The sequence below is a fragment of the Sphingomonas sp. NBWT7 genome, from assembly GCF_014217605.1.
Lineage (GTDB): Bacteria > Pseudomonadota > Alphaproteobacteria > Sphingomonadales > Sphingomonadaceae > Sphingomonas.
The window spans coordinates 1,587,408-1,601,547 of the sequence record NZ_CP043639.1 but is presented as its reverse complement, the minus strand read 5'-3'; the positions used below and the strand labels follow the sequence as shown (position 1 = coordinate 1,601,547).

Below are 14,140 nucleotides of genomic sequence, written 5' to 3'. Positions count from 1 at the left end.
ATCGCCGCCTCGTCAATCGTCATCAAACGCTCATCGAACCGCCATCGATGTGCAACCGCCGCGCAATGCGGGCGTCATCCGCCCCCGCCACAGGCCGAAGACGACAAGCGAAGCCTCCGGGGGGGACCATGACCGACACGACTTTTCTGTACGACGACGGCGATATCGATACCGATCGCAGCGGCAACCAGCATCTCGGCGATCTGATCGCCAAGCGCTACTCGCGGCGCCAGACGCTGCGCGGCGGGCTGACCGCGATGACGACGGCGGTGTTCGGCGGCGTCCTGCTGGCAGGATGCGGCGACGACGACGATCTGCTGACGCGCGACAGCGTGACGGTGACGACGGGCAGCGCCGCTGCGACCACCGCGGGCAAGACGGTGACGCTGCAGGGCACCGCAAGCGGGACGGCGCAGACCGTGGCGTGGACGCAGGTGAGCGGCCCGAGCGTGACGCTCGCCAACACCAACAGCGCCACCGCGACCTTCACCGCGCCCGCAGTGTCGAGCGCGACGCCGCTCGTCTTCCGCTTCACCGGCACGACCGGCGTCGGCGACAGCGCGACTGCCGACACGACGGTGACGGTGTCGCCCGCGACGCTCGATTTCACCGCGGTGGCAAAGAACCGCAACGATCTCGTCACCGTGCCCGCCGGCTATCGCGTGACAATACTCTATCGGCTGGGCGATCCGATCAACGGCGCGACGCCCGCCTATGCCAACGACGGCAGCGACACCAATTTTGCCGCGCGCGCCGGCGACCATCATGACGGCATGAGCTTCTTCGGCTTGGCGGCGAGCGGCGCAACCCGCGATCCGGGCGCGAGCACGCGCGGGCTACTGGTGCTCAATCACGAGAACATCACGGAGAGCTACCTTCATCCCAACGGGCAGACCACCACCGGCGGGGTCCGCCCCGAGGGCGAGGCGATCAAGGAGATCGAGGCGCACGGCGTATCGGTGATCGAGGTGACGCGCGGCGCATCGGCGTGGAACTACGTCCAGACGTCGGCGCTGAACCGCCGCATCACGCCGAACACGCCGACGGCGTTCAGCGGGCCGGCAAGCGGCAATGCGGCGCTGCGCACGGCCTATTCGAAGGACGGCACGCAGGGGCGCGGCACGATCAACAATTGCGCCAACGGCACGATGCCGTGGGGCACGTATGCCACCGCGGAAGAGAATTGGGCGGGCTATTTCCGCCGCGATACGGGCGATGCCGCGGTGCGCGTCGCGGCCGGGCAGGCGACGCAGAACGGCGCGCTGACCCGCTACGGCATCCGCGAGGGCAATCGCGGCAATTACGGCTGGACGACGGTGACCCCGGTGGACGCATCGAGCACGGTGTTCCGCAAGTGGAACGTGACCGCCACGGCGGACGGGGCGGCGGACGGCACCGCCGATTTCCGCAACGAGGCGTTCCAGTACGGCTGGATCGTCGAGATCGATCCGTACAATCCCGGCTCGACGCCGCGCAAGCGCACCGCGCTGGGCCGCATGAACCACGAAGGGGTGGAGCCCGGCCGGATGGTCGCCGGCGTCAGGCCCGCCTTCTACATGGGCGACGACGCGCAGAACGAATATATCTACAAGTTCGTGTCCAGCACGCCGTGGACCGCGGCGGACGCCTCCGCGGCCGATCGCCTGGCAGTGGGCGACAAGTATCTGGATGCCGGCACGCTCTACGTCGCGAAGATGAACGCCGATGGCAGCGGCCAGTGGCTGCCGCTCCTATTCGGGCAGGGCGCGCTGACGAGCGGCAACACGACCTATCCGTTCGCCGATCAAGCCGATGTGCTGATCAACGCGCGCCTCGCCGCCGATATCGTCGGCGCGACGCCGATGGACCGCCCGGAGTGGACCGCGGTCAATCCGGCGACCGGCGAGATGTACTGCACGCTGACCAACAATTCGTCGCGCACCCCGGCACGGGCCGATGCGGCGAACCCGCGCGCCTATGTCGATCCCAAGACGACGGGCGGGCAGACGGTGGGCAATGCCAACGGGCACGTCATCCGCCTGCGCGAGAACGGAGACACGACCGAGGCGGCGGGCTTCACCTGGGACATCTACGCCTTCGGTTCGGGCAGCGACCTCAACAAGGACAACATCAACCTTTCTGGGCTCGACGACAGCAACGACTTCTCGTCGCCCGACGGGCTGTGGTTCAGCCTGCCGTCGAACGTCGCGGGGCAGATCAATCCGGTGATGTGGCTGCAGACCGACGATGGCGCCTATACCGACGTAACGAACAACCAGATGCTGGCCGCGATCCCGGGCCGCGTCGGCGACGGCGCGACGAAGACAATTACTAACACGACGCCGGCGGGCAGCGGCACGGCGACGACCCGCGTCGGCAAGGCGCCCGGCGCGACGCTGAAGCGCTTCCTGGTGGGGCCGAAGGAGTGCGAGATCACCGGCATCACCTCGACGCCCGACGGCCGTTCGCTGTTCGTCAACATCCAGCACCCGGGTGAAGGCGGCGGGCCGACCAACATCACGTCGAGCTGGCCCGCCTCGCAGAGCGGCACGCCCGCGACGTCGAGCCGCCCGCGCTCGGCGACGATCGTGATAACGCGCGAGGACGGCGGGCTGGTCGGAATCTGACGGTTGACCGTGTCCCCCTTCCTCCGGTGGAGAAGGGGGACAGGGCATCGATCGTGAACAACCGTCATCCCCGCGCCGGCGGGATCCATACTGACGGACGTCCGGTTCCACCGGCCGGGTCGAAGCATATGGCCCCCCGCCTGCGCGCGGATGATGCGTGTCGGGGGGGCGTCGGCTTAGCGATCCGTCCGGATCGCCCCTGCCTCACGCACCGTCGCCAGCGTCGGCCAGCCGTTGACCGCCATCAGCAGGTCCGCCTCCGCGAGGATGCAGTTGAGCACGTGCGCGCAGCCCTGCGCGCCGCCGAGCGCGAGGCCGTAGCTGTAGGGTCGGCCCACGCCGACCAGATCGGCGCCGAGCGCGATCGCCTTGACCACGTCGGTGCCCAAGCGGATGCCGCTGTCGAACAGCACCGGCACGCGGCCGCTCACCGCCTGTGCGACGGCGGGCAGCATGTCGATCGCGGCGATGCCGCCGTTCGCCTGCCGGCCACCGTGGTTGGAAACGTAGATGCCGTCCGCGCCGCCGTCGATCGCACGGCGTGCGTCGTCGGGGTGGCAGATGCCCTTCAGGACGATCGGCAGCTTGGTGATCGATTTCAGCCAGGGGAGATCGTCCCACGTCAGCACCTTGCCGAAGGTCGCACCCCAGGTGCCGATCGCGGTGCGCAGGTCGTCCTCGGGCGCCTTGCCGCCCAGCATCGCGCGGAAGCGCGGATCGCTGAAATAATTCTGGAGCACGTGGCCGCGCAGCTGCGGGAAGTTCGACACATTGAGGTCGCGCGGGCGCCAGCCGGTGACCCAGGTGTCGAGCGTGACGACGATCGCCTTGTAGCCCGCGGTCTCGGCGCGGCGGACGAGGCTTTCGGCGAGATCCTTGTCGCGCGGGGTGTAGAGCTGGAAGAAGGCCGGCGTGTCGCCACACGCGGCGTGGACGTCCTCGAGCGGATCGTTGGAGAGCGTGGAGGCGGTGAGCGGGACGCCGGTGGTGGCGGATGCCTGCGCCGCGGCGACGTCGCCGTGCTGGTCCTGCGTCATCATGCCCGTGACGCCGATCGGCGCCATGAAAACGGGGCTCGGCAGATCGAGGCCGAAGATCGTCGTCGACAGATCGCGATGCGTCGCATCGACCATCATTCGCGGCACCATGCCCCAGTGGCGGAAGGCGCGCGCATTCTCATCCTGGGTGTATTCGTCACCGCAGCCGCCCTGAACGTAGGTGAGGACGTGCGGGGGAAGCGCGGCCTGCGCGCGCTTCTCGAGCGTGGCGAAATCTACGGGGTAGGTCGGTATGACGCCGGAGAGGCCGGCGCCGTAGATGCGGGTCTGCAGATCGCCGTAATGCGGCATGGGGTTCGCTCTCCTGCTTTTCGAGCGCAGTGTCGCGGGGTGGGTGAGCGTTGTCCAGCGATCCGACCGTGTCCTCCCGCCGTTCGTGCTGAGGAGAGACAGAGCGAAGTCGAAGCCTCGTCTCGAAGCGCATGCCGCCTGCGGCGTCGCTCGGGGCGTGCTTCGAGACGGCACTTCGCCTCCGGCTCAGCACCTCCTCAGCACGAACGGGAGAGGGGAAGGGGAAAGGGGAAGGGCTCGGCTAAAAGGGGTGCTTATCCGATCAGGCGCTCGTACAGCTTGATGTAATCGTCCGCCATGCGTTCGACGCTGAACCGCTCGGCGACGCGGCTGCGGCAGGTCGCGCGGTCGATCTCCCCAACACGCGCGATAGCCGCGACGGCTTCGTCCACCGTATCGACGAGGAAGCCGGTGACGCCGTGTTCGATCAGTTCGGGCATCGAACCGCGGTTGAACGCGATTACCGGGGTGCCGCACGCCATTGCTTCGACCACCGACAGGCCAAAGGGTTCGTCGAAGCCGATCAGGTGGAGCAGCGCGCCCGCCCGGCCGAGCGCTTGCGTGCGGGCTTCGCCGCCGACGACGCCGCGGAAAACCACGCGGTCGTTGTCGATATGCGGCGCGACCTGGCGTTCGTGATAGCCTTCGTCCTGGACGAGGCCGGCCATGACGAGGCGCTTGCCGGCTTGCTTCGCGGCGGCGATGGCGTCGTGCGGGCCCTTGTCGGGGTGGATGCGGCCGAAGAACAGGAGGTCGTCGCTGCCCTCAGCATCGAACGGGAATTCATCGAGCGGGATGCCGTGGTGGATCGTCGCGGCGTAACTAAGCGACGGGTGACGATCGGCGTCGCTGATCGAGACGTAGTGGGTGTTGTCGTCGTAGCGCTGGTAGACGGGCACGATCCGCTCGGACGAGAAGCCATGGATCGTCGTCAGCATCGGCGTGTCGATCAGCCGCGACCAGGCGAGCGGCATGAAATCGGCCTGATTGTGGATGAGGTCGAACTCACCGGCGCGCTCGATGCAATGCGCGATGTGCATCGCTTCCCACACCTTGGCGTCGAGGTGCGGCGGTTCCGAATAGCCGCGCGGCACGACGCCATCGAGCTTCCCGGCGGTCAGCGAGTTCTGCGTGGCGAAGAGCGTGACGTCGACGCCGCGTGCGACCAGCGCTTCGGTGAGGAGGCTGGTCACCAGCTCCCACGGGCCGTAACCGGTAGGCGGCGTCGGCCAGGAGATCGACGAGAGCATGGCAATGCGCATCAGGGTTCCAGTTCCACGATAAAGCCCTCGTCGCCGTCGATCCGCCCGTCGAAGGCGGTGCGGGTGCCGGTGGCGGCGATGATCCGGCCGGGGCGGGCGGGGGGTGTGATGTCCTGCGCGTCCGGGCCGAAGTTGAGCGCGACGAACAGGCGTTGTCCGGCGTGAACGCGCTCATAGGCGAGGACGTCACCGGGCGTGTCGTGCAGCGTCATGCGGCCGAGCGACAGCGCGGGGTGCGCGCGGCGCGCGGCGAGCAGGCGGCGGTAGAGCGCGAGCATCGAGTGCGGGTCCTGCTCCTGCACGGCCACGTTGCGCATCGGCCAGTCGGGATGGAGCGGCAGCCACGGCACCGCGGTGGAGAAGCCGGCGTTGGGCGAGGCGTCCCATGCCATCGGGGTGCGCGAGCGGTCGCGGCCGAGCCCCATGCCGGGCTGGCGCAGGTCCTGCGGGTCGCGAATGCGGTCGGGCGGGATGTCGACGGTGCCGATGCCGAGCTCGTCGCCCTGGTAGAGCGTCGGCGTGCCGCGCAGGGTGAGGAGCAGCATCGCGGCAACGCGGGCTTGGGCCTCACCGACTCGCGCGGCGATTCGCGGGGCGTCGTGGCTGCCGATCACCCAGTTGGGCCAGCCGTGGTCGGGGATGGCCGCATCGTAATCCGCGATGAGCCGCGCGAGCGTGTCGCGATTCCACGAATTTTCGATCAGCTCGAAGTTGAAGGGCAAGTGGACGCCGGGTTCCGCCTCACTGCCGTACCAGCGCATCAGGCGATCGCGCGGCAGAAAGATCTCGCCGACGAGCAGCGTCTCGCCGTAGCTGTCGGCGAGCTGCCGCATGCCGCGGGTGAAGGCGTGCGCCTCGGGCTGATCGGTTGAATGGTGCTGAAGGACGCGAAGCTTCTCGGCCATCCCCTCGCGCCAGTCGGGGTTCGCAGGGTTATCGGGCAGGCCTTGCGCCTTCACGATGTGCCAAAGCACGTCGATGCGGAAGCCGTCGACGCCGCGGTCGAGCCAGAAACGCATCACATCGGTCATCGCCTGCGCGACGTCAGGGTTGCGCCAGTTGAGGTCGGCCTGTTCCTTGAGGAAGGTATGGAGATAATATTGGCCAGTCGCGGGATCGAGCTCCCAAGCGGGGCCGCCCATATCGCTGATCCAGTTGTTGGGCGGGCCGCCATCGGGGGCGGGATCGCGCCAGATGTACCAGTCGCGCTTCGGGCTGTCGCGTGACGAGCGGCTCTCGACGAACCACGGGTGCTGCGTCGACGAGTGGTTGGGGACGAAATCGAGCAGCAGCCTTAGCCCGCGGACGTGGACTGCGGCGAGCAAGCGGTCGAATGCGGCAAGGTCGCCAAACATCGCCTCGACACCGGTATAGTCGGCGACGTCATAGCCGAAGTCGGCCATCGGCGAGGGGAAGATCGGCGACAGCCAGATCGCATCGACGCCGAGGTTCGCGACATGGTCGAGATGCGCCTCGATGCCGGCGAGATCGCCGATACCGTCGCCGTTCGAATCGGCGAACGAGCGCGGGTAGATTTGATAGATAACGCCGCGCTGCCACCAGGGCGCGGCGAGGGAACCCTCGCTCATGCGCGTCGTAACGCGGCGGCAACGATTGGGTTCACGCGCCGGCTAGCCCCACCGGCCTGCGCAACCAACAAAAAAGGCCGGGGTTGCCCCCGGCCTCCTTTGTACGGCGATCGTCGCGCGATCAGGCCGAGGCAACTTCCGCCACGTCGACCTTGATCCCGGCACCCATGGTGCTCGAGATCGCGACCTTGCGGACGTACTTGCCCTTGGCGCCCGACGGCTTGGCCTTGACCACCGCGTCAACCAGCGCGTCGAAGTTCGCGCGCAGGTCCTCGGCCGGGAAGCTCGCCTTGCCGATGCCGGAGTGGATGATGCCGGCCTTCTCGACGCGATACTCGACCTGACCGCCCTTGGCGGCCTTCACCGCTTCGGCGACGTTCATCGTCACGGTGCCGAGCTTCGGGTTCGGCATCAGGCCCTTCGGACCCAGCACCTTACCGAGGCGGCCGACGATGCCCATCATGTCCGGGGTCGCGATGCAGCGATCGAAATCAATCGTGCCGCCCTGGATGGTCTCCATCAGGTCTTCCGCACCGACCACGTCGGCGCCGGCCTCGCGGGCCTCGTCAGCCTTCGCGCCCTTGGCGAACACGCCAACGCGCACCGTCTTGCCGGTGCCCTTGGGCAGCGTGACGACGCCGCGGACCATCTGGTCGGCGTGACGCGGATCGACGCCGAGGTTCAGCGCGACTTCGATCGTCTCGTCGAACTTCGAGGTGGCGCCGGCACGCGCGAGGCTGATCGCCTCGTCGACGCCGTGCAGCTTCTCACGGTCGATCGTGATCGCCTTCTGCTTCTTCGTGAGCTTCGCCATGGTCTTAGCCCTCCACAACCTGGAGGCCCATCGCGCGAGCGGAGCCTTCGATGATCTTCGTTGCTGCGTCGATGTCGTTGGCGTTCAGATCCGCCATCTTGACCTGCGCGATTTCCGACAGCTGCGAGCGCTTGATCGTGCCCGCCGAGGTCTTGCCCGGCTCCTTCGAACCCGACTTGAGGTTCAGCGCCTTCTTAATGAGGAAGGTCGCCGGGGGCGTCTTGGTCTCGAAGCTGAACGAACGGTCCGCATAGACGGTGATGACGGTGGGGAGGGGCGAGCCCTTCTCCATGTCGGCCGTCTTGGCGTTGAACGCCTTGCAGAATTCCATGATGTTGACGCCGCGCTGACCAAGCGCCGGGCCGATCGGCGGCGACGGGTTGGCGGCGCCGGCGGGCACCTGCAACTTGATATAGCCTGTAATCTTCTTCGCCATGTCACTCTCTTTAAGTTTAGCGGTTCGTGCGGACGCGTGGCAGCGCCCTCCCGCAAGCGTTCCAGTTGTCTGGAAGCCGGCGCGCTTAGCGGAAGGGCGGCCGAAAAGCTAGTGCGTTCGCACACGGCCGATACTGGGTCAGGTCATCGCCATAAGACTGGCGTTGCCGCCCGCTGCGGTCGTGTTGATCGAGGTGGAGACTTCTTCGACGAGCCATTCGGTCCGGTAGTCGTTCGCCTGGGTGAGGACGATCGGGCCGTCGAGCGCCGCCACCTGCTGCTGTGCGGTGCGCACGCGCGATGCGTCGCCCTCAATCAGCGCGCCGGCATAGGGGCCCTCGCGGGTCCAATCGGCGCTCCACTGCACGCGCGCGGCGATTGCGGCGGGGAGGTCAGTGCGCGCCGCAGCGTCGACGACGAGGTCGTTGCCCGTCGCGAGGCCCGCCGCGAGCTGCGCCACCAAGCCCTGCGGCGTTTCGGGCAGCAGCAGGATGCGGCCCCGCGGGTGGAGCGCGTAGAGGTTGCGCTCGCCGACCGGGCCGTCGAGCTCCGCCTCGGCGCCGAGCAGCGCGGTCGCCGCCACGTCACGCACCAGTGCTGCGCCGGCGGCGTCGCCCTGCGCGTCGATCCACACCGCGAGTTCGCGTGCGGCGGGGTCGGCGACGGTGGAGCTGATCGCGGGCGCCGTCACCGGATCGTGCATCAGCCGGCCGAGGTAGAGCGGCCCACCCGCCTTGGGGCCGGTGCCCGACAGGCCGCGACCGCCGAACGGCTGGACGCCGACCACCGCGCCGATGACGTTGCGGTTGATGTAGAGGTTGCCTGCCTTCACCCGCGCGGTGACGTGCGCGATTGTCTCGTCGAGCCGGGTGTGGAGGCCGAAGGTGAGGCCGTAGCCGGTGGCGTTGATACGATCGATCAGTGCGTCGAGGTTGCTACGCTTGAAGCGGATGACGTGGAGGACGGGGCCGAACACCTCGCGCTCGAGGTCGGCGAGATCCTTCAGCTCGATGATGGTGGGGGCGACGAAGGTACCGTGCGACGTTTCCTCCCCGAGCGGGAGTGATTCGACCTTCGCACCGCGACTGCGCAAGGCGGCGACGTGATGCTCGATCCCGGCCTGCGCCTCGGCGGTGATGACCGGGCCGATGTCGACCGCCAGTCGATCGGTGCGACCGACGCGCAGTTCGTGGAGCGCGCCGCGCAGCATCGTCAGGATGCGGTCGGCGACTTCCTCCTGCAGACAGAGGATGCGCAGCGCCGAGCAGCGCTGGCCGGCGCTGTCGAAGGCCGACGCGATCACGTCGGCCACCACCTGTTCGGCCAGCGCGGAGCTATCGACGATCATCGCGTTCTGGCCGCCGGTCTCGGCGATCAGCGGGATCGGCGTGCCTTGGGGGGAGAGGCGGGTGGCGAGCTCGCGCTGGATGAGGCGGGCGACTTCTGTGGAGCCGGTGAACATCACCGCAGCGGTCTCCGGTGCGGCGACGAGCGCGGCGCCGATCGCGCCGTCGCCGGGGAGCAGCTGGAGCGCGTCGGCGGGAATGCCGGATTCGTGAAGGATCGCAACGGCTTGCGCGGCGATCAGCGGGGTTTCCTCGGCAGGCTTCGCCAGCACGGTGTTGCCGGCGACGAGGGCGGCGGCGATCTGGCCAGTGAAGATCGCGAGGGGGAAGTTCCAGGGGCTGATGCAGGTGACCGCGCCTAACGGGCGGTGCGACGGGCCGAGGGTGCGGCGCGCCTGATCGGCATAATAGCGCAGGAAATCAATCGCTTCGCGCACCTCGCCGATGGCGTTGGGAACCGATTTTCCGGCCTCGCGCACGATCAAACCGATCAGTTCGGGCATGCGCGCCTGCATGGAATCGGCGGCCAAATCGAGCATTTGTGCGCGATCAGAGGGGGCTTTTTGGGACCAAATGGGGGCAAAACGAGCGGCAGTGCGCGCCGCGGCGGCGGCCTGTGCGGGCGATGCCTCGACCACGGTGCCGACGGTGTCGCGGTGGTCGGCGGGGTTGCGGACTGGGCGCGGCGTGCCTTGCCCATCGGCGGGGGCGGCGTGCCATTTCGCGTGCGCGCCGGCCTGCATCGTCTCGGCCAGCGCCGCCAGCGTGCACTCGTCGGCGAGATCGAGGCCGGCGGAGTTGCGGCGATCGGGATAGAGATCGGCCGGGAGCGCGATCGCGGCGTGCTTGTGCCCCGGCGTATCGGCGGCGCGGACGATCGCGACGGGATCGGCGACGAGATCGGCGACCGACACTTCGGGATCGGCGATGCGGTTGACGAACGAGCTGTTGGCGCCGTTTTCGAGCAGGCGGCGGACGAGATAGGCGAGCAGCGTCTCGTGCGTGCCGACGGGGGCGTAGATGCGGCACGGGCGGTTCAGCTTGTCGGCGCCGACGACCTCGTCGTAGAGCGGCTCGCCCATGCCGTGGAGGCATTGGAACTCGTAATCGCCGAGCGTGAAATCGGAGCCGGCGAGCGCGTAGATCGTTGCGAGCGTCTGGGCATTGTGCGTGGCGAATTGTGGGAACACCGCGTCGCGGTTCGCCAGCAGGCGGCGGGCGCAGGCGAGATACGAGACGTCGGTGTGGATCTTGCGGGTATAGACCGGGAAATCGGCCTGGCCATCGACCTGCGCGCGCTTGATCTCGGCATCCCAATAGGCGCCCTTGACGAGGCGGACCATGATGCGGCGGTCGGCGCGGCGGGCGAGATCGACGATCCAGTCGATCACGAACGGGCAGCGCTTGCCATAGGCCTGGATGACGAAGCCGAGGCCGTTCCAGCCGGCGAGATCGGGATCGGTGGCGAGGCTTTCTAGCAGGTCGAGCGACAGTTCGAGGCGGTCGGCTTCTTCCGCGTCGATGTTGAAACCGATGTCGTAGCCCTTGGCGATCAGGGCGAGCGCGCGGACGCGGGGCAGCAGCTCGTCCATCACGCGGCTCGCCTGCGCGCGGGCGTAGCGCGGGTGGAGGGCGGAGAGTTTGATCGAGATGCCGGGGCCGGCATAGACGCCGCGGCCGGCGGACGCCTTGCCGATCGCGTGTACCGCGGTCTCGTAATCGCGATAATAGCGGTCGGCATCGGCGGCGGTGGTCGCGGCCTCACCCAGCATGTCGTAGCTGTAGCCGAAGCCGCGAGCTTCGAGCGGACGGGCGCGCTTCAGCGCCTCGCCGATCGTCTCGCCGGTGACGAACTGTTCGCCCATCATGCGCATCGCCATGTCGACCCCGCGGCGGATCACCGGCTCGCCGGCGCGGGCGATGAGGCGGGTGAGCGCGGCGGCGAGGCCACGGTCGTTGACGCTGTTGGTGAGCTTGCCCGTCACCACCAGGCCCCAGGTGGCGGCGTTGACGAATAGGGAGCGGCCGTCGCCCATGTGGCTGCGCCAGTCGCCGCCGGCGATCTTGTCGCGGATCAGCGCGTCGCGCGTCGCATCGTCGGGGATTCGCAGCAGCGCCTCGGCGAGGCACATCAGCGCGACGCCCTCCTGGCTGGACAGCGCATATTCCTGCACCAGCCCTTCGACCCCGGTGCCCTTATGCTTGGCGCGCAGCGCGGTGATGAGGCTGGTGGCGACCGACAGCGCCTGCGCCTTCACATCATCGGGGAGCGTCGCCTCGTCGAGCAGCGGGGCGAGCGCCTCGGGCTCCGGGCGGCGCGCGGCGGCGGTGATCGCGGCACGCAGCGGGGTGGCGGGGCGGATCGGCGGGGCGAAATCGGCGAACAGCGAGGGGAGCGAGGCCATGAGCGGTTCCGGCAAGGAGGGACCGCAGATATATAGGCAATGGCGCGCGGGCTTTCCGACTTATCTCGAAGCGTCGGCGCGGCCGTTTCGCCTTTGTGAAAGCAGATCGATGGACGAATTTCCTGCCGCATCGCAAGAGCTCGACGCGTTCGACCGGCGGATCATCGCGGTGCTGCAGGGCGAGGGGCGGCTGTCCGTCACCGAACTGGCACAGCGCGTGGGGCTATCCAAGACGCCGTGCCAGGTTCGGCTGAAGCGGCTGACCGAGCGCGGGGTGATCCGCGGGTTTCGCGCGATCGTCGATCCCGCGCGGCTGGGGCAGGGGCATGTCGCGTTCACCGAGGTGAAACTGTCCGACACGCGCGAGGCGGCGCTGGACGCGTTCCGCCGCGGCGTGCTGGCGATCCCCGAGGTGGAGGAATGCCACATGATCGCGAGCCATTTCGACTATCTGCTGAAGGTGCGCACGGCGGACATGCGCGCGTATCGCGCGGTGCTGGGCGAGCGGATCTCGACGCTGCCGCACGTGTCGAGCACATCGACCTATGTGGTGATGGAGACGGTGCGCGAAATGGGGTGAGGGGCGCGGGGGCGGGCGGCGAGCGGCCGGCGCGCTACCAGCCGCGCTCGAGCCGCCGCCGGTCGCGCGCGATCTCACGAAACAGCCGCTCGGTCGCGTCGCGGTTCGCGGCGACATCGGGCGGGGTTTCGGTGCGCGTGCCGATCAGGCCGAGATCGACCAGCGACTGCCAGTGGCGGACGGCATCGACGTGCGGATCGGTGATCGGGCCATCGGTGGCGATGGGGAGGGGGAGCGGATGCGACATCGGTTTCGTCCTCGCAGATGGTTGCTGGACGGGGGAGTTATACCGAAACAGGGGATGTAGGACAGCGCGCGCGGCAAGGGCGTAGCGCAGCTACGCACGAGCGAACCCGCGCGCGCCCGGCCAGCGGCGCCCAAGCGCCGGCTGACGACGCGGCTTTGCCGCGGCGGGCCCAGCGATACGGATTGATACAGAAGGCCGTGCAGTCGGCGACGAGCTATTTCGGCCCGAACGGCGTGGCGCGCGGCCGTCCGCCGCTGCGCGGCACGGCGAAGCGGCAAGTGACGCTGCGGCTCGATCCCGATGTGATCGAGAAGTTTCGCGAGGGCGGGCCGGACTGGCAGGTGCGGATGAACGAGGCGCTATGGGAGGCGGCGGGCTTGGCGTGAACCGCCACAACTCGATAACTGCTAAGTAGAAATGGCTTTGCGCAAATGCCCCGAATCAAGCAATTATCAAACGAGATTCCTCTGTGATTGCGCGCTCACAATATGTTCTTAGTCGAGAAATATAACTATGTTCTAAGGAGCTTAATTTGTGCTTACCATGATGGAGTATGCTAGAGCGAACTCCATATATTTTCTTAAACTCGTTTAGTACTTCAGCTCTGTCTTGATGGTTCTTGCCAATTAGATACGCCAATCTATTGCCCAAAAGTTCACCCAGGCTTGCTTTTGATGTATCCGCGTGTTCTCCAAGAAGAATTTCTATTGTAACCATCAACCTTATGTATTTTAAAGTATCATCAGTGCCTTTGAAGCTATCAAAGAACCATTTTGTTGCAAGTTGTAAAGTTTTACTGTTGGGAGAGGATATGATCAAGTTGGCCCGCTCCAAAGCGCCTTCCAGCCATGGTATCCTGTGCTCCTCAGGATAACTATCTGCAAATTTAAAGGAAGAAGTGTGGCGTAGGATCTCTCGAATACCCTCGCTGACTTCAATGCGAGTAAAGAAACGCCATCTCTCTACTTCTTGCTGGTGGATAAACCAGCTAGACGTTAATTGAGGATTCTCATAACGATATTCATATCTGAATAACTTGGTTGCGAGACCTAAGCCAATGAAGCTTTCAAGGCTGCGCTCAGTATTCTCCATCAGGGTACCGCCGCCGTATATTCCGACTATTCCGTCATCTTGTTTGACGAAATAGCTGCTACCGTCTTGCCATGCTGTCGAACCCACCGCTAGCTTCGTCAGAATACCCGAACCTTTTGCTCTGCTCTCCACCCGGGGGTTGTCATGAGATAGTCGAGATTGTTGTTTAAATAGCATGTCAGGCTCAGTGAGGAACGTGCCGTCTCCCAAAGATAGCGTCCGACTTTGGCATATCTCGTCCGGAATGAGCCCCTCAGGCAGTCGCGTCGCAATACTGTAGTGCCAAGGAAGAGTCTCAAAAAGGCTCACAAGCCTGTCAGCACACGCAGGCACATCTGTGTAGCCTGCCATTTCAATTAGAGGCTTCGTGCCGGACTCCGGATTGTAATCAAAGCCGTCACTAAGTTCTCTGCTT

Annotated in this window: 11 protein-coding genes; 3 read left to right on the top strand and 8 right to left on the bottom strand. The window is 66.6% G+C overall.

Annotated features, from left to right (window positions below; all coding sequences use genetic code 11):
- Positions 1-128 precede the first annotated feature (128 nt).
- A complete protein-coding gene (locus F1C10_RS08000; RefSeq protein WP_185209955.1) occupies positions 129-2,606 on the top strand; it encodes a PhoX family phosphatase in 2,478 nt (825 codons plus the stop codon).
- Between the two features lie 176 nt (positions 2,607-2,782).
- Here F1C10_RS08000 and F1C10_RS07995 read toward each other — a convergent pair whose 3' ends face one another.
- The 6 genes from F1C10_RS07995 to putA all read right to left on the bottom strand — a co-directional run bounded on the left by F1C10_RS07995 (position 2,783) and on the right by putA (position 11,806).
- Entirely contained in the window at positions 2,783-3,955 is a 1,173-nt protein-coding gene (locus F1C10_RS07995) for an alpha-hydroxy-acid oxidizing protein (RefSeq protein ID WP_185209954.1), read from the bottom strand.
- Positions 3,956-4,209: 254 nt separating this feature from the next.
- A complete protein-coding gene (locus tag F1C10_RS07990; RefSeq protein WP_185209953.1) occupies positions 4,210-5,217 on the bottom strand; it encodes a glycosyltransferase family 4 protein in 1,008 nt (335 codons plus the stop codon).
- On the bottom strand, positions 5,217-6,806 hold the full coding sequence (locus tag F1C10_RS07985; RefSeq protein WP_185209952.1) for an alpha-amylase family glycosyl hydrolase: 1,590 nt from the start codon (positions 6,804-6,806) through the stop codon (positions 5,217-5,219). The genes F1C10_RS07990 and F1C10_RS07985 overlap by 1 nt, the downstream gene beginning before the upstream one ends.
- A 121-nt stretch (positions 6,807-6,927) precedes the next feature.
- Positions 6,928-7,620 (bottom strand): 50S ribosomal protein L1, encoded by a 693-nt coding sequence (gene rplA / locus F1C10_RS07980; RefSeq protein WP_085808583.1) that lies wholly within the window; start codon positions 7,618-7,620, stop codon positions 6,928-6,930.
- 4 nt (positions 7,621-7,624) lie between these two features.
- The gene (gene rplK, locus F1C10_RS07975; RefSeq protein WP_085808582.1) at positions 7,625-8,056 is read right to left on the bottom strand and encodes a 50S ribosomal protein L11; all 432 of its coding nucleotides are present in this window, start codon (positions 8,054-8,056) and stop codon (positions 7,625-7,627) included.
- Positions 8,057-8,194: 138 nt separating this feature from the next.
- Positions 8,195-11,806 (bottom strand): trifunctional transcriptional regulator/proline dehydrogenase/L-glutamate gamma-semialdehyde dehydrogenase, encoded by a 3,612-nt coding sequence (gene putA, locus F1C10_RS07970; RefSeq protein ID WP_185209951.1) that lies wholly within the window; start codon positions 11,804-11,806, stop codon positions 8,195-8,197.
- A 109-nt stretch (positions 11,807-11,915) separates the two neighbouring features.
- Between putA and F1C10_RS07965 the strand changes: the two genes are divergently transcribed.
- The gene (locus F1C10_RS07965; protein ID WP_185209950.1) at positions 11,916-12,386 is read left to right on the top strand and encodes an Lrp/AsnC family transcriptional regulator; all 471 of its coding nucleotides are present in this window, start codon (positions 11,916-11,918) and stop codon (positions 12,384-12,386) included.
- Positions 12,387-12,420: 34 nt separating this feature from the next.
- Here F1C10_RS07965 and F1C10_RS07960 read toward each other — a convergent pair whose 3' ends face one another.
- Positions 12,421-12,633 (bottom strand): hypothetical protein, encoded by a 213-nt coding sequence (locus F1C10_RS07960; protein ID WP_185209949.1) that lies wholly within the window; start codon positions 12,631-12,633, stop codon positions 12,421-12,423.
- 182 nt (positions 12,634-12,815) lie between these two features.
- On the opposite strand from F1C10_RS07960, the gene F1C10_RS16685 reads away from it, so the two are divergent.
- Entirely contained in the window at positions 12,816-13,019 is a 204-nt protein-coding gene (locus F1C10_RS16685) for a BrnA antitoxin family protein (protein ID WP_258043130.1), read from the top strand.
- Positions 13,020-13,074: 55 nt separating this feature from the next.
- Here the strand turns inward: F1C10_RS16685 and F1C10_RS07950 are convergent, their stop codons facing one another.
- Positions 13,075-14,076: a HEPN domain-containing protein gene (locus F1C10_RS07950; RefSeq protein WP_185209947.1), complete on the bottom strand. Its 1,002-nt coding sequence runs from the start codon at positions 14,074-14,076 to the stop codon at positions 13,075-13,077.
- Positions 14,077-14,140: the final 64 nt, after the last annotated feature.